This window comes from Streptomyces sp. NPDC096079 (assembly GCF_040303145.1).
In the GTDB taxonomy this organism is placed as follows: domain Bacteria; phylum Actinomycetota; class Actinomycetes; order Streptomycetales; family Streptomycetaceae; genus Streptomyces.
The window spans coordinates 322,419-347,498 of sequence record NZ_JBEOST010000004.1 but is presented as its reverse complement, the minus strand read 5'-3'; the positions used below and the strand labels follow the sequence as shown (position 1 = coordinate 347,498).

Genomic DNA, 25,080 nt, shown 5'->3' with positions numbered 1-25,080 from the left:
GCGGGGGGCCCGAGGGCGAGGCGGACCAGGGCGAGCGGGTTGTCGTCACCGGCGATGCGGTGGGCGCTGAGCTTCTCGGACATCGGGCTGAGCGGATGGACCATTCCGCCGCTCACCACCCCGCCGTTTCACTGGTCGCATGACGACGAAGACAGCACCCATCCTGGTCCTCGGCTCCACCGGCAAGACGGGCCGCCGGGTGACCGCCCGCCTCAAGGAGCGCGGGCACGACGTCCGGGCCGCCTCCCGCGGGGGAGCCGCCCGTTTCGACTGGAACGACGAGAACACCTGGGAGCCCGTACTGAAAGGCGTCGGGGCCGCCTATCTGGTGGACTCGATGCGGAGCGACGCCGGGGAGTCCATGAGCAGGTTCGCCCAGCTCGCCGCCGCCCGTGGTGTCGGGCGGCTCGTGCTGCTCTCGCACCGCGACTGGGTCGTGCCCGAGGGCGAGGAGAAGCTGCCGTGCGAGCGGGCCGTGCGGGAGTCGGGCGCGGAGTGGACGCTGCTCAAGCCCGCCTGGTTCGCGCAGAACTTCGGCGAGGATCCGTTCTTCCGGGGGCAGCTCGTCGACGGCGAGGTCGTGTGGTCGGCGGGGGTCGGCACGGAGCCGTTCGTGGACGTCGAGGACATCGCGGACGTCGCGGTGGCGGCGCTCACCGAGGACGGTCACGCCGGGGAGGCGTACGAGCTGTCCGGGCCGCGCCTGTGGAGCCTGGGCGCGGTCGCGGACGAGATCGCCCGGGCGACGGGCCGGGACATCACGTACCGTGCGGCCTCGCCGGAGGAGTTCGCGGCGCACGCGGCCGGGCGCGGACTGCCGGAGGACTTCACGGGCCTGCTGAACACGCTCTTCGGCTGGATCGCCGAGAACCGTTTCGCCACGGTCGGCGACGGTGTGCGACGGGCCCTGGGCCGCGAGCCGCGCGACTTCGCGGACTACGTCAGGGCCACCGCCGCGACCGGGATCTGGCAGGGCTGATCGGCGCTCCGCCAGGTCCGGTGACGTCCCCGCGGCAGGCCGTCAGCGCAGCACGGACGAGAAGTTGTCCAGCTGGATCCAGGTGACCTTGTTCGTCACCTGGGGGCCGAGGACGTTGACGACGCCGGCCGTGGTGGCCTCGATGCTCAGTGCGTTGATCCCCTGGCTGCTGTTGCGGGGGCAGACGCCGCGGGTCAGCTTGGGCGGGCGGATGTCGCCGTGGAGCGTGCCGAGCGTGCTGTCGCCGGTGAGGTCACAGGTCACCAGGCCGCGCAGTTGGAGGAACTCGGTGCCGGCGAGGCGGATCACGCGGGCCTCGGCCGGCGAGAGGGCGTCGTTCTGCACGCCGGCCTCCAGGGTGATCGGCTTCCAGTCGACGACGACCTGGCAGCCGTCCGCGGGGTCGGCGGCGGCGGGGGCGGCGGAGAGCAGCGGGGCGCCGACGGCGACGGCCGGGGCGGCGAGCGCGGCGGTGAGCAGGGAACGGCGGCTGGTCGTGTGCGGGGTCATGCGCGATCCTCCGGATCGGGTGGGGCGGGCGGACGGCTGTGCGGGGGCGGCGGCGCGGCGGGGGCTCATCGCCAGGCGACGGAGACGCCGTCGAGGTCGATCCAGGTGGTGGGGTTGTCGCTGGTGGCGCCGTAGGCGCGCAGGGCGCCGCTGGTGTCCGTCTCGATGCGGCAGACGCTGCGTCCGGCGGTGTTGTTGCGGGGCACGTTCGCGCGCGTCAGGTGGGTCGGGCGCAGCCGGTGCGGCAGGGTCGCGATCCTGCCGCTGGCGGTCAGGCCGGGGGTGCGGGTGAGGGTGCCGCGCAGCTGGAGGTAGGTGGTGCCGGCGAGGGCGATCAGGCGGCCGCGCGGCTGCTGGGCGCCGGGCTGGATGCCGGGTTCGAGGGCGAGGTCCTCCCAGTCGGCGAGGACCTTGACGCCGTCGACGCCGGGCTTCGTCGGGTACCAGCCGATCGTGACGTCACGCGAACCGGTGGTGCCGGGGACGGTGTTGCTGAAGCCGAAGAGCAGCCTGGTCTCGGCGGTCTCCGGGTCGACCTCGACGGCGACGCCCTCCGGCTCGCGCCGGGTGAGGCCGTCGGCGCCGGTGACGACCTGCCGGTCGAACCGCTTGCCGGTCGTCCAGTCGTACGAGGTGAGGAAGGCGACCCCGGGGAAGCCGTCGGCGGGAAGCGTGTCCGGGTCGTCGTCGACGAGGTAGGGCGCCCACTGGTACCAGTACAGGACGTCGCCGAGGACGGTGTAGCCCTGGGAGGTGAGCCTGCTCTCCAGGGGGTACCGGGCGGGCACGGCGGGGGTCGTCTCCTCGTCCACGCACGTCGCGGGCTGCCCGTCGCAGTCGCTCATGACGAAGGTGGTGCCCACCGGGACCCAGGAGCCGGCGGCGGCCGCGGCGAGGTCGTAGCGCGTGAAGGTCCGCTTGCCGCCCTTGTGGTACATGACGCACAGGAGGTTGTTCACGGGGTCGACCGACGGTCCGGTGCCCGAGGTGCTGCCGGGCGGCGTGAACTTCCGCAGCGCCGGATCGTCCGCCTGGAGGATCGTGTCGTCGGCGTACGGGAAGCGTGTGACGGCCTTGCCGAACGCGGCCGTGACCTTGCCGTCCTTCTTGGTGAGGTGCAGCGGTGCCGCCGCCGACGATCCGACCTCGGTCCAGATGTACGTCGTGTCGCCCTGCGGCTCCACGCCCATCGAGATCCCGTGCCCGAAGCCCCTCAGCTGCATCGATCCCTCGACCTTGCCGGTGAGGCGGTCGATGCGGTTGAGCCGCATGTTGCCCTGCTCGGTGTCCTGCTGGCTGCCGCTCTCCATCTGGAGGACGAAGACCCTGCCGTTGCGGGTGTCGGTGGCGATCGCCTGCGGCGCCGGGCCCTTCACCAGGTCGACCGTCTGGATGAGCCTGCCGGTGACGCCGGACAGGTCGACGCCGTTGGCGTCCGTGTTCCCCATGGTTCTCTCCCCCGGGATCCCTGACGGATCCTCATCATGAAGAGAAGATCATCACACGGTCGTTCCGCGGGCGTGTGCCAGGATGCGTGTACCTGCCCGCCATCGATACGAGGAGCGACCTCCATGAGCAGCACTCCCTCCGGCTACCTCTCCGAGCTGTTCTCGCTCGACGGGCGCACCGCCCTCGTCACCGGCGGGAGTTCCGGCATCGGCAAGGCGATCGCGGGCGCCCTGGCCCGGGCCGGGGCGAGCGTGGTGGTCATGGCCCGCAAGGAGGCCGAACTCGTCGCGACCGTCGACGAGCTGACGGCCGACGGTTGCCGGGCCGCGTGGGTGAGCGCCGACCTGAGCACCCGGGAGGGCATCAAGGCGGGCGCGGAGGCGGCCGCGGCCGTCTTCGGGGAGCCGGACGTCCTGGTGAACTCGGCCGGGATCAACCTCCGTCCGCCGTTCGGCGAGCTGGCCGACGAGGTGTGGGACACCACGATGACCGTGAACCTGGAGGCGCCGTTCCTGCTCGGCCGCCGCTTCGGGCCCGGGATGGCCGAGCGGGGCTTCGGGCGGATCATCCACATCACCTCGCAGCAGGCGCACCGCGCGTTCGTCCAGAGCGGGGCGTACGGGGTGTCCAAGGGCGCCCTGGAGTCGCTCGCCCGCTCGCAGGCCGAGGCCTGGTCCCCGTACGGGGTCACCGCCAACACCCTGGTCCCCGGCTTCGTGATGACCCCGCTCAACCAGCGGCTCTCCTCCGACCCGGAGAAGGTCGCCGCCCTGGCCGCGCGCACGATGGTCGGGCGCAACGGCCTGGCGGAGGACTTCGCGGGCGCCGCCGTCTTCCTGGCGAGCGCCTCCTCGGCGTACGTGACGGGCCAGTCCCTCTTCGTGGACGGCGGGTTCTCCGTCCACTAGGAGAGGCCGGCCTCAGGTCAAGGACGCCGCCCAGTCCGCGAGCGCCCCGGCGCAGGCCTCCAGGGCCTTCGCCGTCGGACCGGTCGTGGCGGACACCGCGGCCGACAGGGTCAGGGCGGGGCCCTCGGTCTCACCGCCCACCGTCACCGCGCAGACGACCGTCGACGGCGGGCCCTCCGTCCCGGGCGGGACCGGCACCGTGAGGGTCAGTTCGCAGGAGCCCGGCCGCGCTCCGGCCGCCTCGACGCGGGCGGTCATCGCCTCGGTCAGCGGCCCGGCGTTGTCCTCCAGGGCGCCCCGGCGCAGCGGGAACTCCTCGTCGACGGCCACGACGCCGATCCCCCGCAGGGTGGTGGCCCGCAGGTGCAGCGCGCGGGCGCCGAAGACGCCCGTGCTGTGCAGGACGTAGACGGCGACGAGCGCGGCCCGGACCGCCGCGCCGAGGTCGTGCGCGCCGCCGGGCAGCGCGTGACGCCAGCGCGGCGCGCGGAGCCGTACCGGGGCGGTGCCGTGGGCGAGTGCCGTCAGGCCGTCGTGGACCGTCGCCCCGAGCAGCCAGGGCCCGCCGGGGCCGAACGCGAGGAGCCGGCCGTGCTCGTCGACCGCGAGCGGCGCGTCCGTGTCCGTGCGGCCGAAGGGGAAGAGCCGCAGTCCGAGGGAACCGGCGAGCCGGTTCAGGTTCGGGACGTCGTGGCGGGCCTCCCGGGGGTCGACGACGCTGCCGACGGCGGCGACCTCCCGGCCGCCGGTCGGGGCGGGCAGGACGGTGAGGCCGTGGAACTCGCGCAGGGCCCGCTCGGCGGCGGGGAAGAGCTCCGCGCCGACGGTCACCGTGACGAGGATCGCGAGCATGGCGGCGTCCCCGGCGTCGCGTCCCGGCCGCCAGCCCGCGTCCGTCAGTACGTCGCTCATGCCCGGTCGTGGAGGATCGTGACGCCCAGCCGGTCGAGGAGCGCCGTGCAGGAACGGCAGACGACCGCCTCGGTGCCGTGCTCGGGGTCGCCGTGCGGGCGGATCTTGCGCGCGACGATCGCCGCGCCGGCGAAGTGCGGGACGGCCTCGTCGAGGGTGGCGGCACGGCCGTCGCCGCGCTGCCGGTCCCATCCGAGGAGCTCGTCGGAGACGAGCGCGGACTCGGCGCAGTAGCCGACGAAGGGCTCGCGCAGGGCGGGCGGGAGCTCGTCGAAGAACGCCCGCACGGCGGGGTGGAGCTGCGGCTCGCCGTCACCGGTGAGGTTGGTGTGGCTGGTGATGGTTCCGTGGAGGAGCAGCGAGGCCGCCGTGCCGGGGATGAGGTCAGACATAGAGGTCCTCCGCGTCCTGCATGGGGGGATGGGCGAGGGAGATCATGGCCTCGTACTTGTCCGCGCCCATGTAGTAGGCGCCCGTGTGGTGCACGTAGAAGAACCGGCCCCGCTCGTCGATCAGGACGGGCGAGCCCTCCGAGTCGTCGATGCCGACCGGGAAGAGCCGCACGCCGAGGCCCCGGCTCAGCTCGGCGGCGTCCTCCGGCATGGACCGGTGGCCCAGGTACGGCGAGAAGTAGAGGTGGTCCTCCCGCCGGGCGTCGATCGTCAGGCGCAGGCCGCCGTGCTCGGCGAGGAAGGCCGACGCGGCCTCGAAGAGCTCCACGGGGTGGCCTGCCTCCCGGTACTCCTCGACGATCTCGGCGACCAGCGCCGGTACGGTCTCCGCCACGTCCCGGCCCGGGAACCATCCGTACTCCCGGAACCAGGCGTCGACGTCCTCCGGGGTGTTCATCTGCGGCATGTGTGCTCCTTATCCTGCGTACGCCGTGACTCCGGCCATGTCCATCGCTATCTCGCAGGACCGGCACGGCGGCTTGTACTTGCCGTGGCCGAGGGGGTGGGGCTTGATCTGCTCGCCGATCTGGACGCTGTAGACCTGCGAGCCCTTCATCGCGTCGCGGACCTGGTCGACCGATGTGATCCCGGTGCCGTGGGGGTCCATCTGCCGGAGACGGTCCGAGACCAGGTTCGCCTCGGCACATTTTCCATGACCCGCGCCCGGGAAGCCGCCGTCGGCCTTGATCTGCTGGTCGACCTGATCGTAGATCGACTGCATCGCCGGGTGCAGGTCAGGGGTCTTCTGACCGGCGCCCTTGGTGGCGCTGGAGTGGCTCGTGACGACGCCGTCGTGCAGGAGACTGCCGGCGCACGAGCCGTCGAGCAGGTTCGTGCCGGGCGGGAAGTGGGTCTTGGCGAGGTCGATCTGGTGCTTGGGGTCGTTCTCGTTCTTCGGGTCGGCCTTGCGCGCCTTGTCGGCGAGGTCACGGGCCTCCTGGACGAGCGCCTCACGCTGCTGCTCGGGGGTCAGGTGGCTGACGTCGAGCGGGTCCGTCCGGTGGTGCCGCATGTTGCCCGCCGAGCTGCCGTGCCACGGCGGGGACGGGGTGATGCGCCGGCCGCCGGAGTCGCCCCCGGAGCCGGAGCCGCCGTTCCCGCCTCCGCCACCGCCACCACCACCGCCGCCGCCGCCTCCACCGCCCTTGTTGTCGTGGTCGCCCTTGTTCTGGCGGGCGAAGCGGTCGCGGAGGTCGTCGTCGGTGTTCTTGTGGTCGGTGGAGATCTGCTTGACGACCTTCGGCAGCGTCTGCCCGACGTGGTCGCCCATCGACTTCGCGGCCTTCGTCAGCGCCTCCATCGCCTTGTCGGCGATCGGGTCGATCGCGTCGGCGATCGAGTCACGCCCCCGGGTCCGGCCGTGCGCGGTCTTCGCCTTCGTGAGTTTGCCCGTGGTCTTGCCGTGGATCCGCACGCTGACGCCGTCGAGCTGGGTCGAGGCGTGGGTGTGCTCGGAGTGCTCGATGTGCAGGTTCTTCAGGCCACTGCCCTTCGCACCTCCACCGCCTCCTCCGGCCGAGGCCAGGTTCATGGCCTCCTTGCCGGACTGCACCCCGTCCTTGAAGCCGTCCTTGCCCGCCTGCTTCGTCTGGTCCAGGTCCACCCCGTCCTGCAGACCGATCGCCATCGCGCCCAGCTGCACGACCAGATCCGCGGCCATGCCCTCCAGAGCGGCCACCGCCGGCTCGGTCATCGCCGCCACGACGTACCCGACGGCCTCCTCCACGCACTCCTTGATCAGCCGCTTGATCACCTCCTGCGTGGCCCGCATCGCCCCCGCGCCGATCAGCGCGGACAGACCACCGGTGACCGGGATCAAGGAGAGCGCGATGCCCGCCTCGGAGGCGAGGTAGCCGAGCTGCACCACCGCCGCGAGCTTCATCCCCTCGATCGCGCCGGCCGCCGTGTCCAGACCGCCCGCGATCGTGCGGGCCGCACCCGCGATGTCCTTGAAGTGCTTGCCCTTGACCTTCCCCCAGTGCTCGTCGAGGGCGTCGATCGCCTCGCCCTGCCCCGAGGACAGGAGCCGCTCGAAATGGTTGTTCGCGAGCTGACCGTCGTCCTCCAGGTCGTCCGCGAACTCCCGCAGCGCGTCCGCCATTTCGCGGTACGCGTCCTCGTCGACATTCGGCCACGCCACCCCGATGAGATCGAGAAGCGTGTCCGCCCAGTCAGGAACCGTGACAGCCATGTCGTACCCCCCGTGCCGGCTGTTTGCAATCCGCAACATTCCTACCACAACGGCTGCCTGACGAACCGTCCGGGGGCGGACGGAGAGGGCCTCCGGGCCTCAGCTACGGGGCCGGTGCGGGCCGGACACGGTGCGAGGGGCTCACCCCGGATGCGGATCCGGGGTGAGCCCCTCGTGCCTTCCGTCGTTCCGCCGGGGCGTTACTCCGTCGGCTCCAGGCGCAGCGAGATCGAGTTGATGCAGTACCGCTGGTCCGTCGGGGTCGGGTAGCCCTCGCCCTCGAAGACGTGGCCCAGGTGGGAGCCGCAGCGGGCGCAGCGGACCTCGGTGCGGACCATGCCGTGGGAGGTGTCGGCGATCAGCTCGACGGCGGCGCTGTCCTTCGGGTCGAAGAAGGAGGGCCAGCCGCAGTGCGACTCGAACTTCTCGTTCGAGGTGAACAGCTCCGCGCCGCAGGCGCGGCAGGAGTAGACCCCCTGGGTCTTGGTGTCCGTGTACTCACCCCGGAAGGCGGGCTCGGTGCCGGCGAGCCGGAGCACCTGGTACTCCGACGGGCTCAGCTCGGCCTGCCACTCCTCGTCCGACTTCTCGACCTCGTACGCCATCGTTCGTCCACTCCCTCGGTTCGCCGACGCTCAGCCCGACAGGCGGGCGAGGATCTTCGGACCGAGGTCCGTGACGTCGCCCGCGCCCATGGTGAGAACGAGGTCGCCGGGGCCCGCCATTCCCGCGACGACGTCCGGGACCGTGTCCTTGTCGTGGACGGGGGTCACGTCGGCGCCGGCGGCACGGGCCGCGGCGATGATCAGCTCGCTGGTGATGCCGGGGATCGGGTCCTCGCGGGCCGGGTAGATGTCGAGGACGACGGAGGCGTCCGCGAGGGCCAGCGCGTCGCCCATCTCCTTGCCCAGCTCCTGGGTGCGGGAGAAGAGGTGCGGCTGGAAGACGACGAGGAGGCGGGAGGCGCCGGCGGCGCCGCGCATGGCCTCCAGGTCGGCGGTCATCTCGGTGGGGTGGTGCGCGTACGAGTCGATGACCTGGACGCCCTTGGCCTCGCCCTTGAGCTGGAGGCGGCGGCCGACGCCGGTGTAGGCCGTCAGGGCCTGCGCGAGCTCGGCCGGGTCGATGCCGACGCGGGCGCCGGCGGCGAGGGCCGCGGCGGCGTTGTGGGCGTAGTGGCGGCCGGGGACGGAGACGGTGAAGGTGTGCTCGACGCCGTCGAGGAGGACCGTGACCTCGCTCTTCATCCCGTTCGGGACGATCTTCAGGATGCGGGCGTCGGAGTCCTCGGACTCGCCGACCGTGACGATGTCCAGGCCCTCGCGGTCCGCGACACGGCGGGCCAGCTCGCGGGCGCCCGCGTGCTCGCCGACGACCAGGGTGCCGCCGGGGCGGATCTTGGCGGTGAAGGCCTCGAAGGACTCGTAGATCTCGTCCATGGAGGCGTAGTTCGCGTGGTGGTCCAGTTCGACGTTGAGGACGATGGCGACCTCGGGGTCGTACTTCTGGAAGCTGCGGTCGCTCTCGTCGGCCTCGGCGACGAAGACCTCTCCGGCGCCGTGCAGGGCGTTCGTGCCGGGGCCCGCGAGGTCGCCGCCGATGGCGTACGAGGGGTCGAGGCCGAGCTCGGTGAGGGCGACGGCCAGCATGGAGGTGGTGGTCGTCTTGCCGTGCGTGCCGGCGACGGCGATCGCGCGCAGGCCGTCCATGAGGGAGGCGAGCGCGTCGGAGCGGTGCACGACGGGGATGCCGAGCTCGGCGGCGCGGGCCAGCTCGGGGTTGTCGGCGCGGATCGCGCTGGAGACGACGACGGCGGAGGCGTCGTCGGCGAGGTGCTCGGCGGCGTGGCCGATGTGCACGGTGGCGCCCAGGGCGCGCAGCGACTCGGCGGTCGCGGACTCCCTGGCGTCGCTCCCGGCGACCTTGGCGCCGCGCTGGGCGAGGATCTTCGCGATGCCCGACATTCCGGCACCGCCGATGCCGATGAAGTGCGGCCGTTCCATGGCGGCAGGGATGGCGGGTGCCATGCGGATCTCTCCCCGGGGTGCGTGGTTCTGGAAGGCCCCAGCCTAGTGGTTCCGGGCGGGGGGCCGGAGGTCGGCGCGAGCGGGCCCGGGCCGCGGCCCGGGGTCCGGCCGCCGACGAGCGCGGCCGGGTCCGCGCCCCGTGGGGCGCGGACCCTGCCCTCCGGTCACTCGCTGTGGGCGAAGAGCTTCAGGACGGGGACCCCGACCTTGTGGCGGGCCCGGGAGGCCCAGTCGCGGTGGAAGAACTCCTCCACGTAGTGCGGGGCGGTGAGGACGATCACCTCGTCCGCCTCCGCCTCGTCGACCACCGACTTCATCTTGTCGAGCGGGTGGTCCTCGACGACCTGGCCGACCGCCTCGCAGCCGGCGTTTCTCAGGGCCTTGAGCGAGACCTCCAGGCCCTGCTCGGCGAGGCCCCTGGCCTCCTTGCCCTCCGGTTCGTCGCCCTCGCGCCTCGCTTCCTTGAGCTCGCCCATGGCGACGTCGTCGATGGCGCGCAGCAGTACATCGGCCTGGTCACCACGCGGCTGCATGAGGACGATGAAGGACACGCCCTCGTCGCCGTGCAGGGTGGTGACGAATTCCACGTCGACGGACGTGAGGGGCTTCTCGATCATCAGAACGCTTGTGAACACCTCAGGAGCCCTTCTGCGGAAACCATCCTTCCCCGTGCCCGCACGGGGTCTGCGACAGTAAGTGTGCCCAGCGGACGCTAAGCGGAACGACAAATTCCGCCGATTGTCAGATCCGACGGTAGCGGGTGAAGAGGAACCCGTCCTGCTCCAGCACGGAAGCCACCTGGAAGCGTGTCGGGACGGCCACCGCGGGGCCGCCGGCGATCCGCTGGGCGTCGCCCGCCGTCATCGTCGGCGAGACCGTCAGGCACAGCTCGTCGAGGACGCCCGCCCCCACGAACTGCCCGAGCAGCCGGGGCCCGCCCTCGGTCAGCTGACGGCGCAGCCCGCGCTCGGCGAGCACCGCCGTCGCGCGGGCCGGGACCACCCGGGCCCCGTCGCCCGCGAAGAGCACCTCCGCCCCGGCCTCCCGCGCGGCCGCGATCCGCTCGGGGGGCGCCCCGCTGCCGGTGAGGACCAGGGTGGGCACCAGCGGCTCGGTGAACAGGGGCAGCGAGAAGTCCAGGTCGAGGGAGGCGCTGACCACGGCGATCACGGGGGCCGGGCCCTGCCCGGCGGCGGCGCGGCGGGCCGCGAAGGCCTCACGCGCGCGGGCCGGGCGGTAGCCCTCCGAGCGGACCGTCTCCGCACCCACCACGACCACGTCGGCGATCGAGCGGAGGGTGCCGAAGATCCGCATGTCCGTCTCGGAGGAGAGCGGCTGGGAGCGCCCCTCGTGCTGGCCGGCGCCGTCGAGCGAGGAGACCATGTTGGCCCGCAGCCACGGGCGGTCGCCCTCCGGATACGCGTAGGCGTCGGCGAGGGCGTCGAGCGACCATTCCTGGTCGGCGGGGGCTGTCATGTCCGTCACAGGGAAGAGCTGGCGCATGATCGAAGTCTGACATGGCGCTTACAGTGGGGAACTGTGTCGACCCGTGCCCTCACCGAAGCGGCTTCTCCCGAAGCGGCCCCGCTCTCGCTCTGCTCGCGAGAGCCCCACGTCCCCGCCGACCGCCTCGTCGCGGAGATGGTGCCGCCGCCGCGCTTCGACTCCGTCCGCTTCGACACGTACCTCCCCGACCCGAACCAGCCGAGCCAGACGGACGCCGTCAAGACGCTGAGCGGCTTCGCCGAGGGCCTCGGCGGGGCGCACGCCACCGGCGCCGGCAAGCGCCGCTGGTTCGCGAAGAAGCCGGCCGCCCCGAGCGGCCCGCGCGGGGTCTACCTGGACGGCGGGTACGGCGTCGGCAAGACCCACCTGCTGGCCTCGCTGTGGCACGCGACCCCCGCGGAGCCCGCGCTGAAAGCATTCGGCACCTTCGTCGAGCTGACCAATCTGGTCGGCGCGCTCGGCTTCCAGCAGACCGTGCGGACGCTCAGCGGACACCGCCTCCTCTGCATCGACGAGTTCGAGCTCGACGACCCGGGCGACACCGTCCTCGTCTCCAGCCTCCTCGGCAAGCTCGTCGAGTCGGGCGTGGCGCTCGCCGCCACCTCGAACACGCTGCCGGGCAAGCTCGGCGAGGGCCGCTTCGCCGCCGCCGACTTCCTGCGCGAGATCCAGGGCCTCTCCGCCCACTTCCTGCCGCTGCGGATCGACGGCGAGGACTACCGCCACCGCGGGCTGCCCGAGGCCCCGGCCCCGTACTCCGACCAGGTGGTCACCGAGACCGCGTACGCGACGCCGGGCGCCTCCCTCGACGACTTCCCGCACCTGCTCGAACACCTGGCCAGGGTCCACCCCAGCCGGTACGGCGCCCTCACGGACGACCTCTCCGCGGTCTGCCTCACCGACGTCCAGCCGGTCCCCGACCAGTCGACGGCGCTGCGGCTCGTCGTCCTCGCGGACCGCCTCTACGACCGCGAGATACCCGTGCTCGCCTCCGGTCTCCCCTTCGACGGGCTCTTCAGCGACGAGATGCTGAACGGCGGCTACCGCAAGAAGTACTTCCGGGCGATCTCCCGGCTCACCGCGCTCGCCCGCGACGCGAAGGGGCTCGTGGCGCAGTAGCTTGGGGGCCGTACCCGATCGAAAGGGATCCACCATGGCCACCGTGCGTCACGCCCACACCGTCTGGCAGGGCGACCTCCTCAAGGGCTCCGGCGTCGTCACCCTCGATTCCTCCGGCCTCGGCTCGTACGACGTCTCCTGGCCCGCCCGCTCGGAGGAGCCGAACGGCAAGACCAGCCCCGAGGAGCTCATCGCCGCCGCGCACTCCTCCTGCTACTCGATGGCCCTGTCGAACGGCCTGGCCGGCGCCGAGCACCCGCCGACCCGCCTGGAGACCAAGGCCGACGTGACCTTCCAGCCGGGCAAGGGCATCACCGGCATCCACCTGACCGTGGTCGGCGAGGTCCCCGGCCTGGACGCGGCCCGCTTCCAGGAGCTCGCCGAGGACGCGAAGAAGAACTGCCCGGTGAGCCAGGCGCTCACGGGCACCACCATCACGCTCGACGCCAAGCTCGCCTGACGGCAGGTCAGTCTCCGCGCCACACGAGGCCGTTGCGGCCCGCATGGTTCACCCGTCACCCCCTTGCGTGATACACACATGCGGGTCACACGTCACTTCACACCTGTCCTCCCCCTCGGCCCCGCGGCCCGGGGGGACCCCCAACAGGAAATGTGGGTTGCCTCATGTCCGCGACACGACGTCAGATCCTCTCCCGCACCGGCGCCACCGCCGCCGGGATCGCCTTCACCGGGGCCCTCGCCGAACTCTTCGCCGGCAGCGCGAGCGCCGCGCCCCGGACGGCCGGCTACGGCCCCCTCGTCCCCGACCCGGACGGCCTCCTCGACCTCCCCGCCGGCTTCCGCTACCGGGTCCTCTCCCGGCAGGGCGACCCGCTCCGCTCCGGCGAGGGCCTCGTGCCCGGCAACCACGACGGCATGGGCGCCTTCGCCGGCCGCCGCGGCCGGGTGCACCTCGTGCGCAACCACGAGAACCGGGTCACCGGGAAGATCGCCGTCCCCACCGTCCCCGGCCTCACCTACGACCCGGCCGGCAAGGGCGGCTGCACGGTCCTCGAACTCGACGGCCGCAACCACGTCCTCGGCGAACGGGTCGCCATCGCCGGCACCGCCGTCAACTGCGCGGGCGGCCCCACTCCCTGGAACACCTGGCTGACCTGCGAGGAGACCGAGGACCGGGCCGGCACCAACGGCTACACCAAGGACCACGGCTTCATCTTCGAGGTCGACGGCGCCGACCCGCACCGCACCGGAGCCGTTCCGCTCACCGCGATGGGCCGCTTCCAGCACGAGGCGATCGCCGTCGACCCGACGAGCGGCATCGTGTACGAGACGGAGGACGCCTTCGAGCGTCCCTTCGGCCTCTTCTACCGCTTCCTCCCCCACAAGCCGCTCGGCGGCACCGGCTCGCTGCGCGCGGGCGGCACCCTGGAGGCCATGCGGGTGCCCGGCGTGCCCGACCTCTCCGTCGTCCAGGAGACCGGCACCCGCTTCGACGGCATCGAGTGGGTCCCCGTACCGGACCCCCTGGCGCGCGAGACCCCGATCCGGCACCAGGACTTCGGGCCCCGGGGCATCACGCACGCCCAGAAGCTGGAGGGCTGCTACTGGGGCGGGCGGGCCGTCTACTTCGTGTCCTCCTTCGCCCGGGCCAAGGACGGCTCGGCGGCCACGCACTTCGGCCAGGTCTGGAAGTACGAGCCGCACCGGCGGCGGCTCACCCTCGTCGTGGTCTTCGGCCCGAGCACCGACGTCCGGCTGCCGGGCGAGTCCCCGGACAACATCTGTCTGGCGCCCACCGGCGGCCTGATGGTCTGCGAGGACGGCTCGGGGGCCCAGCACGTCTTCGGGGTGAGCGCGCGGGGCGAGGTGTACGCGGTCGCGCGGAACGCCCAGGCCCTGACATCGGCCGCTGCCGCGACGGGCGGGACGCCGGAGGCCCCGGAGTGGGGCGAGTTCGCGGGCGTCACCTTCTCCCCGGACCGGAGCACGATGTACGTCAACTGCTACACGCCCGGGACGACCTTCGCGGTGACGGGCCCGTGGTGCTGAACTGAGCCGACCGCGTGCGGGCGGCCGGTTTCCGTCGCAGGATCGGGGAAGGAGGACGACCCTGCGGCGGAAGGGGCCCGAGGTGCCGAAGAAGGACGACGGGAAGCGGAAGCGGACGGGTCCGGAGCCGTCCCTGCGGGACGTCCTGCGCGTCCCCGGGGGCCAGCGGGTCGACCTCACCGCGTACGACGCCCGCGCGACGCCCGCCGGTCCCACCGACAAGGCGGCGGGCCTTTCGGCCACCGCCGCGCTCGGGCCGCGCCTCGCCGGCCTCCAGGAACGGCTGTACGCGGCGAGCACCGCGGGCGACCGGCGGCGGCTGCTGCTCGTCCTCCAGGGCATGGACACCAGCGGCAAGGGCGGCACGGTCAAGCACGTCATCGGCCTGTTCAACCCGTCCGGCTGCCGGATCCGCGCCTTCAAGGCCCCGACGACCGAGGAGCGGAACCATCCGTTCCTGTGGCGGATCATGCGGGCGCTCCCGCAGCCGGGCGAGATCGGCATCTTCGACCGCTCGCACTACGAGGACGTCCTCATCGCCCGGGTCCGCGACCTGGTCCCGCGCCGGCAGCTCGGCCGCCGCTACGACCAGATCAACCGCTTCGAGGAGTCCCTCGTCGAGGACGGGGTGACCGTCGTCAAGGTCTTCCTGCACCTCTCGTACGAGGAGCAGCGCGCCCGGCTCCTGGAGCGCCTGGACAACCCCGACAAGCACTGGAAGTTCAACGCGGGCGACATCGAGGAGCGGGCGCTGTGGCCGGCGTACCGGCACGCGTACGAACTCGCCCTCGAACGCTGCGCGACGGACGGGGCCCCCTGGTACCTGGTCCCGGCGGACCGCAAGTGGTACCGCAACTGGGCGATCAGCAAGCTGCTCCTGGAACACCTGGAGGCCCTGGACCCGACGTACCCGCCGGGAGACTTCGACGTCGAGGAGTGCCGGGCGCGGCTACTGGCCTCGTGAGCTGCGCCAGCGGGTGACCGCCTGGCGCAGCGGCGGGTGTGCCGAGCCGTGGACGTGGTCGAGCATGCCCCGGTCGGCCAGGGCGGCGAGGAACCTGCGGCACATGGGGCTCTCGTCGGTATGGGCGAGATGGGCCGCGAACTCGACCACCGTGTGTCGGTCGCTCGACATGACCAGGTCGAAGAGGGCATCCACGTCGACGTCGTCCATGTCCTCCACGTACCTCACGAAGCCGCCCCGTGGACGCCATTTCATGGCGCCCGCCAACAAGTCCGCCGCGACGTCGACTCTCCGGGCAGCCACCAGTTCGACCGACATCCGCAGCCCGTACGGGTCGCCGGGACGCGTCGCGAGGGCGATGCTCAGGTTCGGCAGAACCGCCATGGACTCGACGTCCGACAGGACCACCGACACGAGGGCGGCGGCGTTCCGGTGGCTGCGCATGCGGCGCACCGCCTCGACGATCAACTCACCGCCCGCCTCGTCACCCATGGCCTGAAGAACGGCGTGCGCGTTGCCCGGCGTGACCCTCGCCGCCACCGCGAGCTTCCACGAAGAACCGAGCCGAACCGCCTCTGGCGGCGCCATCAGCGAGGCGAAGGCCAGCACGTCCTCCAGCGGCCTCAACCGGGCGACGTCCCTCGCGAAGGATTCCGCCTCCTCCCCCAGCCAGTGCGTCAGGTGCACCACGTCCTCCAGGGAGCGCGACCAGGCCGCCTCGGTCAGTTCCCGTGACGCCTCCGGGAGCATCTCCTCCTCCCACATCTCCCGCAGCCGGTCCTTGAACGCCTCCAGCGGGAGGTCGCCGGATCCGTGCCGCGACAGCTCCTCCTCCAGGCGCAGCACCGTCTCCCTCAGCTCCTCGCCGTGGCGTTCCGCCTCCGCGCGGAGGTGTTCGGCGTCCGTCAGGTCCTCCCCGAGGCGCTCGACCTCGCGCAGGAGCTCCTCGCGGGCGCGGGCGAGGGCGGCGCGCTCCGCGCCCCAGTCGAGGCGGAGGCGCGTGAGCTCGTCCGTGACGTCCCGCGCCTCCGCCTCCTTCTTGTCGAGCAGCGCGTGCAGCGCCTCGATGGTGCGGTGGGCCCGCTCCGTGTCCCGCCGTGACCGCGCCAGCTCGTCCCGCAGGCTCTCCAGCCGGAACTCGTCCGGACTGCAGACCCGCAGCGCCTCCAGCCGCTGCCCGCGCAGGGAGTCCTTGGCCTCCAGGCGGAGCGGGGCACCGGCGTGCTCCTCGACCTCCCGCACGAGCCGGTCGATGAAGTCCTGCGGCGCGACGCGGCGCCCGGAGAGGTAGCGCGAGACGGCGGACTTGTCGAGGTGCACGCGGTACGCGTACTGGTTCTGGCTGATGCCCAGCCTGGTGAACAGCCCCTTCAACACGTTGCCGAGGGCCGCGGCCTCCGGGACCTCGCCCCGCTCGACCGCCGCCGAGCTCCCTTGCGTACGGGCCACTTCGGTCATCTCACCCTCCCCCGGAGCGTTGCCGCGGCACCGGCAACGGTTGCGGCTTTCGCAACGTACCGGGTGGCGCCGACGGTGGGGGTCCGTTCCCGCCACCACCCCGAGGAAGCCTCATGCGTACCCTCCGCTGGGCCCAGCGCGCCCTGATCGTCCTCGTCGCCACCCTGCCCCTGCTCCTCGTGACCCTCGCCTTCGTGCCCGCGCTGCTCGTCCTGCCCTTCCGGCGGGACCGGGCCGCGCACGCCCAGGCGATGGTGCGTCAGCTCAGCGCGTGGACTCGGGTGCTGCTGCTGTCGAGTCGCGAGCGTTAAGGACTTTGATCAGATAACTTCCGATCGTGAACAGTTCTGTACGAAAAACGGCGGCGCTCGGTCTCCTGGGCGCCGCCCTCGTCGGCTGCGGCACCGACCCGGCCGCGCCGCCGGCGCCGAAGGCCGGGGTGACCGTCGCCGGAACCCCCGCGCCCAGGGCCGGCGCGACCGCCCCCGCGCCCAGGGCCAGCGCCGCCGCCCCCGGCCCGAAGCCCGCGCGCGTCCCCGCCGCCCCGCCCACCATGGCGCCCGGACCCGGCGGCCTCACCCCCGTGTACACCCACCGCGCCAAGGGCGCCGAGAAGGTCGTCGCGCTCACCTTCGACGCCGACATGACGGCCGATCAGGGCCCCCGGGCCGCGCGCGGCGAGCACTTCGACAATCCCGGGCTGATCGCGACCCTGCGCCGGCTCAAGGTGGACGCCACCGTGTTCATGACCGGCCGCTGGGCGGAGGAGTACCCCGACCAGGCCAGGTCCATCGGCGGCGACCCGCGCTTCGAGATCGCCAACCACTCCTACAGCCACTACGCCTTCGCGACCCCCTGCTACGGGCTGCCGACCGTCCCCGGCCCCGACATGGCCTCCGACGTGCAGCGCGCCTTCGACGCCTTCCGGGACGCCGGGGCCGTCAACGTCGTGCCGTACTTCCGCTTCCCCGGCGGCTGCTACGACGACGCGGCCCGGCGCGCCCTCGCCCCCGCCGGGGTCACCGCGGTCCAGTGGGACGTGGTCAGCGGCGACGCGTTCGCCGACGACGCGGACGCCGTCGCCGAACAGGTCCTCGACGGCGTGAAGCCCGGGTCCCTCGTCGTCATGCACTGCACCCGCAGCGCCGCGCCCGTCACCGAGCGGGCGATCCGCCGGATCGTCCCCGAGCTGCGCGCCCGCGGCTACCGCTTCGTGAAGGTGTCGGAGCTCATGAGCCGCTGACCCGGTCTCACTCCAGGCGCGCGGTCGCCCGGGACGCGAGCGCGGCCGCCCCCGCCGCGAGGAGCAGCGCGCCGCCGCAGGCGAGCCAGGGCGGCTGGGCGGTCGCCGTACGGGCCCCGGTGACCAGGGCCGTCATGGCGTGCTTCGCCGGGGAACCCGTCGTCACCAGCGCCAGCAGGGAGCCGAGGACGAGGGCCGCGAGGGACCAGCCGGTGGACCGCACGAAGGGCCGCGAGGTCAGCGCCCCGACCACGGCGCCCGTCAGGGCACAGGCCAGGGCGGCGAGCAGCCCGGCGGAGACGGCGGCGGGCGCGGCGACCCCGCGCCGGTCGCCGGTCGCCGTCACCGCGAGGACGGCGGCCGTACCGACGAGGACCGGCCAGACGGCGCCGGTGAGCAGGGCCGCGAGGTGCGCGCGGCCCCGGCCGGCCGCCGCCGCGACCACGCTCCGGGCGGCGGGCGGCTCCTGGGTGAGGCAGATCCGTACGGACCAGGCGGAGACCGGGACCAGGGCGGCGGCGGTGAGACCGAGCGCGCCGAGGACGGGTTCGCCGGCCTGGACGCCGACGGCGATGACGGCCACGTAGAGGAGCAGGGGCGCCAGCCAGCGCTGGGAGCGGAGCAGCAGACCCGACTGGTAGCGCAGGAGCGCCGTCATACCCGTACGCCTTCGGTGCCGAGGTGGTGGATGTGCCAGGAGGCGGCGAGGAGCACGCCCAGGAGGGCGTCGGAGTGGGCGGCGCCCACGGTGAGGAGCGTCGTGCCGTCGGGCCCGGGGGCGGTCAGGGGGCCGCCGGGCAGCACCCCGGGCAGCGCGCGTCCGCCGGAGGCGACGATCCGTACGGGAGGCACGGCGGGCGGGCCGAGGACCTCAGGCCCGGGCCCCGGGGCACCGCCCGAGGCGACGATCCTTACGGGAGCCGCGGCGGGCGGGTCGAGGACCTCAGGCCCGGGCCCCGGGGCACCGCCCGAGGCGACGATCCGTACGGGAGCCGCAGCGGGCGGGCCGAGGACCTCAGGCCCGGGCCCCGGGGCACCGCCCGAGGCGACGATCCGTACGGGAGCCGCGGCGGGCCCGGGGAAGGGCGGCCCGTCCGGTCCCGGGCGGGGCTCACGTGCCGCCTCCCGCACCCGTCCCTCCCCCACCGCGTGCACCGCCGTCGCCTCGCCCGCCAGGCGGTGGCGGTCGTGGTCGACGAAGACGACCGTCGCGCCCGCCGCGAGGCGCTCGCGGACGGCCCCGTCCAGTGCCGCGCGGGCGCCGGTGTCCAGACCCGTCCAGGCCTCGTCGAGGACGAGCAGCCCCGGATCGGCGAGGAACGCCTGCGCGACGGCGACCTTCTGGCTCGTGCCCTTGGACAGCGCCGCGAGCCCGGTCCCGGCGTGCCCGTCGGCCCCGAAGCGCTCCAGCCACTCCCCCGCGCGGGCCCGCGCCACCGCGCGGCCGAGGCCCTGGACGCGTCCCAGGTGGACGAGGTAGTCGAGGGCCGTGAACGGCAGGGCGACGGGGAAGCGTTCGGGGACGTACGCGGTACGGGCCGGACGCCCCGTGACCCGGCCCTCCGTGGGCGCGTCGACGCCCGCGAGCAGCCGGAGCAGCGTGGACTTCCCGGAGCCGTTCGAGCCGACGAACCGGACGAGGGCGGCGGCCGGAAGGTCGAGCGAGACCTCCCGCAGCACCCACGGCCCGCGCGGGCCGTGCCGCCGCCCGACGCGCTCCAGCCTCAATTCGAGGAGTGCTTCTGCGGGGTCAGCTCGCTCGGCCGGACGACGACGAAGCCCTGGCCCTCCAGCTTGAGCTGCACCGCCTCGCCCGAGCCGCCGCGGATCATCGAGCCGAGGGACTGCGAGCGGTGCAGGGAGGTGTGGAGCTGCTCGCTCCAGCCGACGACGGCGTCGGTGTCGACGTACACCGGGGCCTGCGGGGTGACGGGGATGACGATCGGGTTGCCCTCGCACATCAGGGCGATCTTGCCGTAGCCGGAGAAGACCGAGTTGAAGATGCCGCCGCCGGTCATGCCGGCGCCCTTCACGGTCTTGATCTCGTAGTGGAGGGTGGCGTCGAAGCAGAGGACGTTGCGGCCGTTGACGGTGAAGGCCTCGCCCTGCTCCACCTCGACGATGAAGCAGTTCTGCGCCTCGTGCGCGAACCAGGCCTCGCCCTGCCCGCGCACGGCCATCAGCGGCAGGCCCTCGCCCGTGACCGCCCGCTTGAGCAGGCCGCCGATGCCCTGGGCCTTGCGCTCGAACTGGAGGTCGCCGCGGTAGGCGACCATCGAACCCTGGCGGGCGTGCATCTCGCCGTTGACGGTGTACTTGACCGATTTGGCGTTCTGCAGGGTCATCCCCGGGAAGGTCGCCGCCTCGGCGAGGTGGTCCCCCGCAAAAAGATCGCTCTTCATGAGGGGCATCCTGGCCCGGAGGGGAGGATTCCCACAAGATTCGCCCGTCACGGCAGTGGCAGACTGGGCGGGTGAGCAGCAACGAGACCGATCTCCGCGACGAGAAGCCCCAGTTCGTCCTCCCCCTGGTCGTCCGGATCGAGCGCGACGCGCCCCCGAGCCGTACCGACGCCCTGGAGACCGCGGCGAGGGCCGTCCTGGAGATCCTCACCGACGACCGGTCCCTCGGCGACGGCGAGTGGGCCCAGGCGATCACCGACTGGCAGGACGCCCGGATCCGCAAGGTGGTGCGCCGGGCGCGCGGCGCGGAATGGCGCCGCGCGGGCACGCTGCCGGGCCTCACGGTCACCGGCGCGCAGGCCGAGGTGCGGGTCTTCCCGCCGGTCCCGCTCGACGGCTGGCCCAAGGAGCTCGCGAAGCTCCAGGTGTCGGGCACCGACCTCGACGACCCGGCCGCGCCCGGCCCCGTGGCGGAGGGGGCGGCGGTCCTCTGGCTCAACCCGGAGCTCGACATGTCGGCCGGCAAGGCGATGGCGCAGGCCGGCCACGGGGCGCAGCTGCTGTGGTGGGCGATGCCGGAGGCCGACCGGAAGGCCTGGCAGGAGGCCGGCTTCCCGCTCGCGGTGCGGACCGCGAGCGCCGGGGACTGGGCGGCCCTGACGTCGAGCGGCCTCCCGGTCGTCCGCGACGCGGGCTTCACGGAGATCGCCCCGGGCTCGTGCACGGTGGTGTCCTCCTTCCCGAACCTCAAATGAAGCTCTGAACGTCCTCCTCCTGGGGTTCGAACGTTCCCGCCTGGGCCATCAGGTGAGGGACTGAGGACCGAAGGAGGGGGACATGACGGAACTCGGCATCGGCATCGGCTGGCGTCCCGAGATCGCTGAGGCGGTGGAGGCGCTGCCCGGTCTCGACTGGGTGGAGGTCGTCGCGGAGAACATCTGCGCGGACCATCTGCCCGACTCACTGACCCGGCTGCGCGAGCGCGGTGTGACGGTCGTCCCGCACGGCGTCTCGCTCGGGCTGGGCGGCGCGGACCGGCCGGACCCGGCGCGGCTCGCGGCGCTCGGGGAGAAGGCGGTGGCGCTGGGGGCGCCGCTGGTGACGGAGCACATCGCGTTCGTACGGGCCGGGGGTCCGCTCACCGCCACCCCGCTGCTGGAAGCGGGGCATCTGCTGCCGGTCCCGCGGACCCGGGACGCGCTCGACGTGCTCTGCGAGAACGTGCGGATCGCGCAGGACGCGCTGCCCGTGCCGCTCGCCCTGGAGAACATCGCGGCCCTGATCTCCTGGCCGGGCGAGGAGATGACGGAGGGGCAGTTCCTGGCGGAGCTGGTGGAGCGCACGGGGGTACGGCTCCTGATCGACGTCGCCAACCTGCACACCAACCACGTCAACCGGGGCGAGGACCCCGCGCGGGCCCTGGCGGAGCTGCCGGTCGAGGCGATCGCGTACGTGCACGTGGCGGGCGGGGTCGAGCGGGACGGCGTCTGGCACGACACCCACGCCCACCCGGTGCCGCGCGCGGTCCTCGACGTCCTGTCGGACCTCACGACCCGGGTGTCCCCGCCGGGGGTGCTGCTGGAGCGGGACGACGACTTCCCGCCCGAGGAGGAGCTGGCACGGGAGCTGGAGGTCATCCGGGCCACCGTGGGCACGCGTGCCGCCGGGGCGGAACGGGCGGTGGGCACGGCCCACGCGCACGGCACCCGGCCCTTGATACCCGCACCCCGGGCGGCCTCGCTGCTGATCGGCGCCGGCGCCCGGGTCTCGGGAGGCCCCATGCCCGGCGCGGCGCCCGTCACCGAGGCCCCCGCACCGCGGGACGGCGCGCGCCAGCGCCTCGCCGTCACCCAGGCCTCCCTCCTCTCCGCTCTCGTCGCCGGCACCCCCGTGCCCGAGGGCTTCGACACCCGGCGGATCGGGGTGCAGAGCCGCGCCCTCGCCGCCAAGCGCGCCGGGGTCGTCGCGAAGGTCGCGCCGGAGCTGCCGGAGATCCTCGGCCGGGGATTCCGGCCCGCGTTCCTGGCGTACGCCCGGTCCCGCCCCATGACCGGCGGCTACCGCCGGGACGCCCTCGACTTCGTCGAGCACCTGCTGCTCGCCGGACGTCCGGAGGACCCGGCGGCCCGGCGGCTGCTCACGGAGTGGTGGCAGGACCGTTCCGGCAGCCGCCCGCCCGGCCGCGCCACCCGGCTCGTCCGGGCCGCCCGTCACGCCCTGGTACGGAGATGACCATGGACCTGCTGCTGATCCTCATCCACCTCGCGGGCGTCGTCGGCATCGCCCTGGTCGTCGCCCGGGTCGTCCGGACCCGCGGGGGTACCGGCGGCCCGGTCCACGACCGGTACGAGGCCGCGTTCCTCAACGGCGGGCCCGCCCGTGTCGTGGACACCGCGATCGCCTCGCTCCAGGCCGACGGCAGGCTCGCGATCGGCGGCCCCGGCATCGTCGCGGTCGTCCGTCCCACCGCGCACGACCCCGTGGAGCGCGCCGTCCTCCAGGAGCTCGCCGCCGCCCCGCACGGGGCGCTGCACCACCTGCGGCTCGCCGTGATGCGCCATCCGGCGGTCCAGGAGATCGGCGACGCGCTCGCGGCGCGCGGCCTCGTGGTGTCCCCGGAGACCCGGCGGGTCACGGCCCGCTGGTGCGCTGCCCTCGTCGTGACGGCCTTCGCGCTCTTCCCGGTCTCGATCGTCCTCACGGTGATCGACTTCTCCTCCGACATGGAGTTCCGGCTGCCGTTCGTCTTCAAGATGGTGCCGCTCCTGTTCACCGCGCTGATCTCCGGCATCGTCTGCGGGGCGGTCAACGCCCGGCAGGTCACCTCGTCGGGGCGGCGCGCGGTCCTCGCGTACGGGAGGGCCCACGGGCAACTCCCGGACGCCGGGCTTCTCGTGGCGCTGCACGGGCTGCGGGCCGTGGCGGACCCGGTGCTCCGTGAGCAGCTCGTCACCGCCGCCCGTCTGTCCGCGCCGCCCCGGCGGAACCAGCGCGGCAGGCGGCCCTCCTCGCCGTCGCACTTCTCCTCCTCGGACGCGGCCGTCCTCGGAGTGGCCGAGTGGTGCGCGACGAACAGCTCCTGCGGCGCGGGCGGCGGGACTTCCTGCTCGGGCGGGGGCAGCTCGTGCTCGTCCGGGTCCTGTTCCTCGGGCTCGTCCTGTTCCTCGGGCTCGTCCTGCTCGTCGGGCTCCTCGTGCTCCAGCGGCAGTTCCTGCTCCAGTTCCAGCAGTTCGTGTTCGAGTTCCAGCTCCAGTTCGTGCTCCAGCTCCAGCAGCTGATCGGCTATTCGGGTGGCGGGCCGCCGCGTCCCGACGTACAACCGGGACATGGTCTGGATTCCGCTCCTCCTCGTGGCGTTCACGGTGGCCGGTGTCGGCTGCGCGCGGGTCTGTCGTGCCGCGCTCGCCGCCGCCCGGCCCGACGCGGCGCCCGGAGGTACGGACGGGCTCACCGTCCGTGAGGCGGCCTACCTCGCCGGCGGGCCGCTGCGGGTCACCGATCTGACCCTGGTGTCGATGCACCGGGCGCGGCGGCTGCTGCTCGCCCGCACCGGCTGGGCCACCGTCGTGGACGCCACGGGCGACGGGGACGCGATCGAGCGCGCGGTGCTCGGTGCGATCGGGCCGGGCGGGCAGTCGCCGATCCCGGCCGTCCGTCCGGTGGTCGCCGCCGCCGCGTCCGTACGGCTGCTCGCGGACGGTCTCGTCGAGCGGGGCCTCGCCGTGTCCGAGGAGGGCCGCCGGGAGCTGGCGGCCGGCGTGCGGGCCGTACGGGCGGGGTTCCTGCTGACGCTGCTGCTCGGGACGGTCGCGGCGCTCCTGGTGCCGGCGGGCGAACGGGCGCCGGTCCTGGCCGGATTCGCGCTGCCGCTCGTCGGATCGGGGCTCTGCCTGCTGATCGGAGGGGTCGAGAGGTACCCGTACACCCGCTGGGCGTCGCCGGCCGGGCAGCGGCTGCTCTCCGGGCTTTCGCCGGCCGATCCGCTCACCGCGCTCGCGACGCGCGGTCCCGCCGTGCTCGAACCGGAACTCCGCGCGGCCCTCAGGGCCTGAAGGACCCCGGAAATGACGCCGGTGCGGCGCGCGTGGAGCGCGCCGCACCCGGAGCCGGACCCGGTGTCGCTGGAGCGGCGGGCAAAGGAGCCGCCCGCCGTCTGATCTTCCGGGTCAAGGGATGGCGCGCCCGGCCGGAAGCCGGGCGCGCCACCAGGTTCTGCGGGGCCGTCAGGCCAGGCCCGCCACCAGGTCGGCGACGCTCTTGCGGCGGCCGGTGTAGAACGGGACCTCCTCGCGGACGTGCATCCGCGCCTCGGAGGCGCGCAGGTGGCGCATGAGGTCGACGATGCGGTGCAGCTCGTCGGCCTCGAAGGCGAGGAGCCACTCGTAGTCGCCGAGGGAGAAGGAGGCGACCGTGTTGGCGCGGACGTCGGGGTAGCCGCGGGCCATCTTGCCGTGGTCGGCGAGCATGCGGCGACGGTCCTCGTCCGGCAGCAGGTACCAGTCGTAGGAGCGCACGAAGGGGTACACCGAGACGTAGTCGCGCGGGTTCTCGTCGGCCAGGAAGGCCGGGATGTGCGACTTGTTGAACTCGGCGGGGCGGTGCAGCGCCATGTTCGACCAGACCGGCTCCAGGGCGCGGCCCAGCTTCGTACGGCGGAAGAGGTTGTACGCCTCCTGGAGCTCGTCGCTCGTCTCGGCGTGCCACCAGATCATGACGTCGGCGTCGGCGCGCAGACCGGACAGGTCGTACGTGCCGCGGATCGTGATGTCCTTGGCCGCGAGCTGGTCGAACAGCTCCTGGACCTCGTCGGCGTAGCCGCCGCGGTCCTCGGGGAGAACGTCGCGCAGCTTGAAGACGGACCACAGGGTGTAGCGGATGACCTCGTTGAGGTCCTTCGCCTTCTTACCGGCGTTCGGGATCTTTTCGGGCGCACTCATACGCCTATTCTCG

26 protein-coding genes and 2 pseudogenes are annotated in these 25,080 nt (G+C 73.3%); 12 read left to right on the top strand and 16 right to left on the bottom strand.

Features of this window, described 5'->3' with window-relative positions; translation table 11 throughout:
• The first annotated feature begins 139 nt into the window (after window positions 1-139).
• On the top strand, window positions 140-979 hold the full coding sequence (locus ABTY59_RS11910) for an NmrA family NAD(P)-binding protein (protein ID WP_352018768.1): 840 nt from the start codon (window positions 140-142) through the stop codon (window positions 977-979).
• A 42-nt stretch (window positions 980-1,021) separates the two neighbouring features.
• Here ABTY59_RS11910 and ABTY59_RS11905 read toward each other — a convergent pair whose 3' ends face one another.
• Both ABTY59_RS11905 and ABTY59_RS11900 read right to left on the bottom strand, forming a co-directional pair.
• The gene (locus ABTY59_RS11905) at window positions 1,022-1,489 is read right to left on the bottom strand and encodes a hypothetical protein (protein ID WP_352018767.1); all 468 of its coding nucleotides are present in this window, start codon (window positions 1,487-1,489) and stop codon (window positions 1,022-1,024) included.
• A gap of 65 nt (window positions 1,490-1,554) precedes the next feature.
• Window positions 1,555-2,937, bottom strand: a complete 1,383-nt coding sequence (locus tag ABTY59_RS11900; RefSeq protein ID WP_352018766.1) for a phage baseplate protein — start codon at window positions 2,935-2,937, stop codon at window positions 1,555-1,557.
• Window positions 2,938-3,060: 123 nt separating this feature from the next.
• Between ABTY59_RS11900 and ABTY59_RS11895 the strand changes: the two genes are divergently transcribed.
• Window positions 3,061-3,846: an SDR family NAD(P)-dependent oxidoreductase gene (locus tag ABTY59_RS11895; protein ID WP_352018765.1), complete on the top strand. Its 786-nt coding sequence runs from the start codon at window positions 3,061-3,063 to the stop codon at window positions 3,844-3,846.
• A 12-nt stretch (window positions 3,847-3,858) separates the two neighbouring features.
• Here the strand turns inward: ABTY59_RS11895 and ABTY59_RS11890 are convergent, their stop codons facing one another.
• The 9 genes and pseudogenes from ABTY59_RS11890 to ABTY59_RS11855 form a co-directional block, all read right to left on the bottom strand.
• On the bottom strand, window positions 3,859-4,758 hold the full coding sequence (locus ABTY59_RS11890; RefSeq protein WP_352018764.1) for an SUKH-3 domain-containing protein: 900 nt from the start codon (window positions 4,756-4,758) through the stop codon (window positions 3,859-3,861).
• Entirely contained in the window at window positions 4,755-5,150 is a 396-nt protein-coding gene (locus ABTY59_RS11885) for a YwqJ-related putative deaminase (protein ID WP_352018763.1), read from the bottom strand. Before ABTY59_RS11885 ends, ABTY59_RS11890 begins: the two co-directional genes overlap by 4 nt.
• Window positions 5,143-5,616, bottom strand: coding sequence for an SUKH-3 domain-containing protein (locus tag ABTY59_RS11880; RefSeq protein ID WP_352018762.1), 474 nt, complete (start codon window positions 5,614-5,616; stop codon window positions 5,143-5,145). Before ABTY59_RS11880 ends, ABTY59_RS11885 begins: the two co-directional genes overlap by 8 nt.
• A 9-nt stretch (window positions 5,617-5,625) precedes the next feature.
• A pseudogene (locus ABTY59_RS37655) lies at window positions 5,626-6,033 on the bottom strand (YwqJ-related putative deaminase); the annotation flags it as partial.
• Between the two features lie 279 nt (window positions 6,034-6,312).
• A pseudogene (locus tag ABTY59_RS37650) lies at window positions 6,313-7,401 on the bottom strand (WXG100-like domain-containing protein); the annotation flags it as partial.
• Window positions 7,402-7,601: 200 nt separating this feature from the next.
• Window positions 7,602-8,006, bottom strand: a complete 405-nt coding sequence (msrB, locus tag ABTY59_RS11870) for a peptide-methionine (R)-S-oxide reductase MsrB (protein ID WP_352018761.1) — start codon at window positions 8,004-8,006, stop codon at window positions 7,602-7,604.
• A gap of 30 nt (window positions 8,007-8,036) precedes the next feature.
• Window positions 8,037-9,428 (bottom strand): UDP-N-acetylmuramate--L-alanine ligase, encoded by a 1,392-nt coding sequence (gene murC / locus ABTY59_RS11865; RefSeq protein WP_352018760.1) that lies wholly within the window; start codon window positions 9,426-9,428, stop codon window positions 8,037-8,039.
• 164 nt (window positions 9,429-9,592) lie between these two features.
• Window positions 9,593-10,063, bottom strand: coding sequence for an indole-3-glycerol phosphate synthase (locus ABTY59_RS11860; protein ID WP_352018759.1), 471 nt, complete (start codon window positions 10,061-10,063; stop codon window positions 9,593-9,595).
• A 106-nt stretch (window positions 10,064-10,169) separates the two neighbouring features.
• Complete coding sequence (locus ABTY59_RS11855) at window positions 10,170-10,931, bottom strand: pyrimidine reductase family protein (protein WP_352018758.1); 762 nt, start codon at window positions 10,929-10,931, stop codon at window positions 10,170-10,172.
• 36 nt (window positions 10,932-10,967) lie between these two features.
• Between ABTY59_RS11855 and zapE the strand changes: the two genes are divergently transcribed.
• The 4 genes from zapE to ABTY59_RS11835 all read left to right on the top strand — a co-directional run bounded on the left by zapE (window position 10,968) and on the right by ABTY59_RS11835 (window position 15,027).
• Window positions 10,968-12,053 (top strand): cell division protein ZapE, encoded by a 1,086-nt coding sequence (gene zapE, locus ABTY59_RS11850; RefSeq protein ID WP_352018757.1) that lies wholly within the window; start codon window positions 10,968-10,970, stop codon window positions 12,051-12,053.
• Window positions 12,054-12,087: 34 nt separating this feature from the next.
• Window positions 12,088-12,513 (top strand): OsmC family protein, encoded by a 426-nt coding sequence (locus tag ABTY59_RS11845; protein WP_352018756.1) that lies wholly within the window; start codon window positions 12,088-12,090, stop codon window positions 12,511-12,513.
• 164 nt (window positions 12,514-12,677) lie between these two features.
• Window positions 12,678-14,063, top strand: a complete 1,386-nt coding sequence (locus ABTY59_RS11840) for an alkaline phosphatase PhoX (RefSeq protein ID WP_352018755.1) — start codon at window positions 12,678-12,680, stop codon at window positions 14,061-14,063.
• 82 nt (window positions 14,064-14,145) lie between these two features.
• Entirely contained in the window at window positions 14,146-15,027 is an 882-nt protein-coding gene (locus ABTY59_RS11835; protein ID WP_352018754.1) for a PPK2 family polyphosphate kinase, read from the top strand.
• Here the strand turns inward: ABTY59_RS11835 and ABTY59_RS11830 are convergent.
• The gene (locus ABTY59_RS11830; RefSeq protein ID WP_352018753.1) at window positions 15,013-16,485 is read right to left on the bottom strand and encodes a helix-turn-helix domain-containing protein; all 1,473 of its coding nucleotides are present in this window, start codon (window positions 16,483-16,485) and stop codon (window positions 15,013-15,015) included. The two genes, ABTY59_RS11835 and ABTY59_RS11830, sit on opposite strands and share 15 nt — an antisense overlap.
• Before the next feature lie 113 nt (window positions 16,486-16,598).
• Between ABTY59_RS11830 and ABTY59_RS11825 the strand changes: the two genes are divergently transcribed.
• Window positions 16,599-16,796, top strand: coding sequence for a hypothetical protein (locus ABTY59_RS11825; RefSeq protein WP_352018752.1), 198 nt, complete (start codon window positions 16,599-16,601; stop codon window positions 16,794-16,796).
• 26 nt (window positions 16,797-16,822) lie between these two features.
• Complete coding sequence (locus tag ABTY59_RS11820; protein WP_352018751.1) at window positions 16,823-17,728, top strand: polysaccharide deacetylase family protein; 906 nt, start codon at window positions 16,823-16,825, stop codon at window positions 17,726-17,728.
• A gap of 7 nt (window positions 17,729-17,735) precedes the next feature.
• Here the strand turns inward: ABTY59_RS11820 and ABTY59_RS11815 are convergent, their stop codons facing one another.
• From ABTY59_RS11815 to ABTY59_RS11805, 3 genes are read right to left on the bottom strand one after another with little or no spacing between them, the layout of a single operon-like run.
• Window positions 17,736-18,386 (bottom strand): ABC transporter, encoded by a 651-nt coding sequence (locus tag ABTY59_RS11815; protein ID WP_352018750.1) that lies wholly within the window; start codon window positions 18,384-18,386, stop codon window positions 17,736-17,738.
• Entirely contained in the window at window positions 18,383-19,456 is a 1,074-nt protein-coding gene (locus tag ABTY59_RS11810) for an ATP-binding cassette domain-containing protein (RefSeq protein WP_502995354.1), read from the bottom strand. Before ABTY59_RS11810 ends, ABTY59_RS11815 begins: the two co-directional genes overlap by 4 nt.
• A complete protein-coding gene (locus tag ABTY59_RS11805; RefSeq protein WP_352018749.1) occupies window positions 19,453-20,130 on the bottom strand; it encodes an AIM24 family protein in 678 nt (225 codons plus the stop codon). The genes ABTY59_RS11810 and ABTY59_RS11805 overlap by 4 nt, the downstream gene beginning before the upstream one ends.
• A gap of 71 nt (window positions 20,131-20,201) precedes the next feature.
• Here ABTY59_RS11805 and ABTY59_RS11800 point away from each other — a divergent pair, with 71 nt between their 5' ends.
• From ABTY59_RS11800 to ABTY59_RS11785, 4 genes are all read left to right on the top strand, one after another.
• Complete coding sequence (locus tag ABTY59_RS11800; RefSeq protein ID WP_352018748.1) at window positions 20,202-20,885, top strand: peptidyl-tRNA hydrolase; 684 nt, start codon at window positions 20,202-20,204, stop codon at window positions 20,883-20,885.
• An 82-nt stretch (window positions 20,886-20,967) separates the two neighbouring features.
• The gene (locus tag ABTY59_RS11795) at window positions 20,968-22,362 is read left to right on the top strand and encodes an MbnB/TglH/ChrH family RiPP precursor modification enzyme (protein WP_352018747.1); all 1,395 of its coding nucleotides are present in this window, start codon (window positions 20,968-20,970) and stop codon (window positions 22,360-22,362) included.
• A gap of 2 nt (window positions 22,363-22,364) precedes the next feature.
• Window positions 22,365-23,408: a TIGR04222 domain-containing membrane protein gene (locus tag ABTY59_RS11790; RefSeq protein ID WP_352018746.1), complete on the top strand. Its 1,044-nt coding sequence runs from the start codon at window positions 22,365-22,367 to the stop codon at window positions 23,406-23,408.
• 48 nt (window positions 23,409-23,456) lie between these two features.
• Window positions 23,457-24,182: a TIGR04222 domain-containing membrane protein gene (locus ABTY59_RS11785; protein ID WP_352018745.1), complete on the top strand. Its 726-nt coding sequence runs from the start codon at window positions 23,457-23,459 to the stop codon at window positions 24,180-24,182.
• Between the two features lie 171 nt (window positions 24,183-24,353).
• Here ABTY59_RS11785 and hemQ read toward each other — a convergent pair whose 3' ends face one another.
• Window positions 24,354-25,067, bottom strand: a complete 714-nt coding sequence (gene hemQ, locus ABTY59_RS11780; protein WP_041663021.1) for a hydrogen peroxide-dependent heme synthase — start codon at window positions 25,065-25,067, stop codon at window positions 24,354-24,356.
• Window positions 25,068-25,080: the final 13 nt, after the last annotated feature.

Excerpts from the sequence above, each read along its gene's own strand:
- ABTY59_RS11885 (WP_352018763.1), bottom strand. The coding sequence starts at position 5,150 with ATGTCTGACCTCATCCCCGGCACGGCGGCCTCGCTGCTCCTCCACGGA.
- msrB (WP_352018761.1), bottom strand. The coding sequence starts at position 8,006 with ATGGCGTACGAGGTCGAGAAGTCGGACGAGGAGTGGCAGGCCGAGCTG.
- ABTY59_RS11910 (WP_352018768.1), top strand. The coding sequence starts at position 140 with ATGACGACGAAGACAGCACCCATCCTGGTCCTCGGCTCCACCGGCAAG.
- ABTY59_RS11880 (WP_352018762.1), bottom strand. The coding sequence starts at position 5,616 with ATGCCGCAGATGAACACCCCGGAGGACGTCGACGCCTGGTTCCGGGAG.
- ABTY59_RS11900 (WP_352018766.1), bottom strand. The coding sequence starts at position 2,937 with ATGGGGAACACGGACGCCAACGGCGTCGACCTGTCCGGCGTCACCGGC.
- ABTY59_RS11785 (WP_352018745.1), top strand. The coding sequence starts at position 23,457 with ATGGTCTGGATTCCGCTCCTCCTCGTGGCGTTCACGGTGGCCGGTGTC.
- ABTY59_RS11855 (WP_352018758.1), bottom strand. The coding sequence starts at position 10,931 with ATGCGCCAGCTCTTCCCTGTGACGGACATGACAGCCCCCGCCGACCAG.
- ABTY59_RS11790 (WP_352018746.1), top strand. The coding sequence starts at position 22,365 with ATGGACCTGCTGCTGATCCTCATCCACCTCGCGGGCGTCGTCGGCATC.
- ABTY59_RS11795 (WP_352018747.1), top strand. The coding sequence starts at position 20,968 with ATGACGGAACTCGGCATCGGCATCGGCTGGCGTCCCGAGATCGCTGAG.
- ABTY59_RS11805 (WP_352018749.1), bottom strand. The coding sequence starts at position 20,130 with ATGAAGAGCGATCTTTTTGCGGGGGACCACCTCGCCGAGGCGGCGACC.
- ABTY59_RS11830 (WP_352018753.1), bottom strand. The coding sequence starts at position 16,485 with ATGACCGAAGTGGCCCGTACGCAAGGGAGCTCGGCGGCGGTCGAGCGG.
- ABTY59_RS11895 (WP_352018765.1), top strand. The coding sequence starts at position 3,061 with ATGAGCAGCACTCCCTCCGGCTACCTCTCCGAGCTGTTCTCGCTCGAC.
- ABTY59_RS11905 (WP_352018767.1), bottom strand. The coding sequence starts at position 1,489 with ATGACCCCGCACACGACCAGCCGCCGTTCCCTGCTCACCGCCGCGCTC.
- ABTY59_RS11825 (WP_352018752.1), top strand. The coding sequence starts at position 16,599 with ATGCGTACCCTCCGCTGGGCCCAGCGCGCCCTGATCGTCCTCGTCGCC.
- ABTY59_RS11845 (WP_352018756.1), top strand. The coding sequence starts at position 12,088 with ATGGCCACCGTGCGTCACGCCCACACCGTCTGGCAGGGCGACCTCCTC.
- ABTY59_RS11815 (WP_352018750.1), bottom strand. The coding sequence starts at position 18,386 with ATGACGGCGCTCCTGCGCTACCAGTCGGGTCTGCTGCTCCGCTCCCAG.
- murC (WP_352018760.1), bottom strand. The coding sequence starts at position 9,428 with ATGGCACCCGCCATCCCTGCCGCCATGGAACGGCCGCACTTCATCGGC.
- hemQ (WP_041663021.1), bottom strand. The coding sequence starts at position 25,067 with ATGAGTGCGCCCGAAAAGATCCCGAACGCCGGTAAGAAGGCGAAGGAC.
- ABTY59_RS11890 (WP_352018764.1), bottom strand. The coding sequence starts at position 4,758 with ATGAGCGACGTACTGACGGACGCGGGCTGGCGGCCGGGACGCGACGCC.
- ABTY59_RS11840 (WP_352018755.1), top strand. The coding sequence starts at position 12,678 with ATGTCCGCGACACGACGTCAGATCCTCTCCCGCACCGGCGCCACCGCC.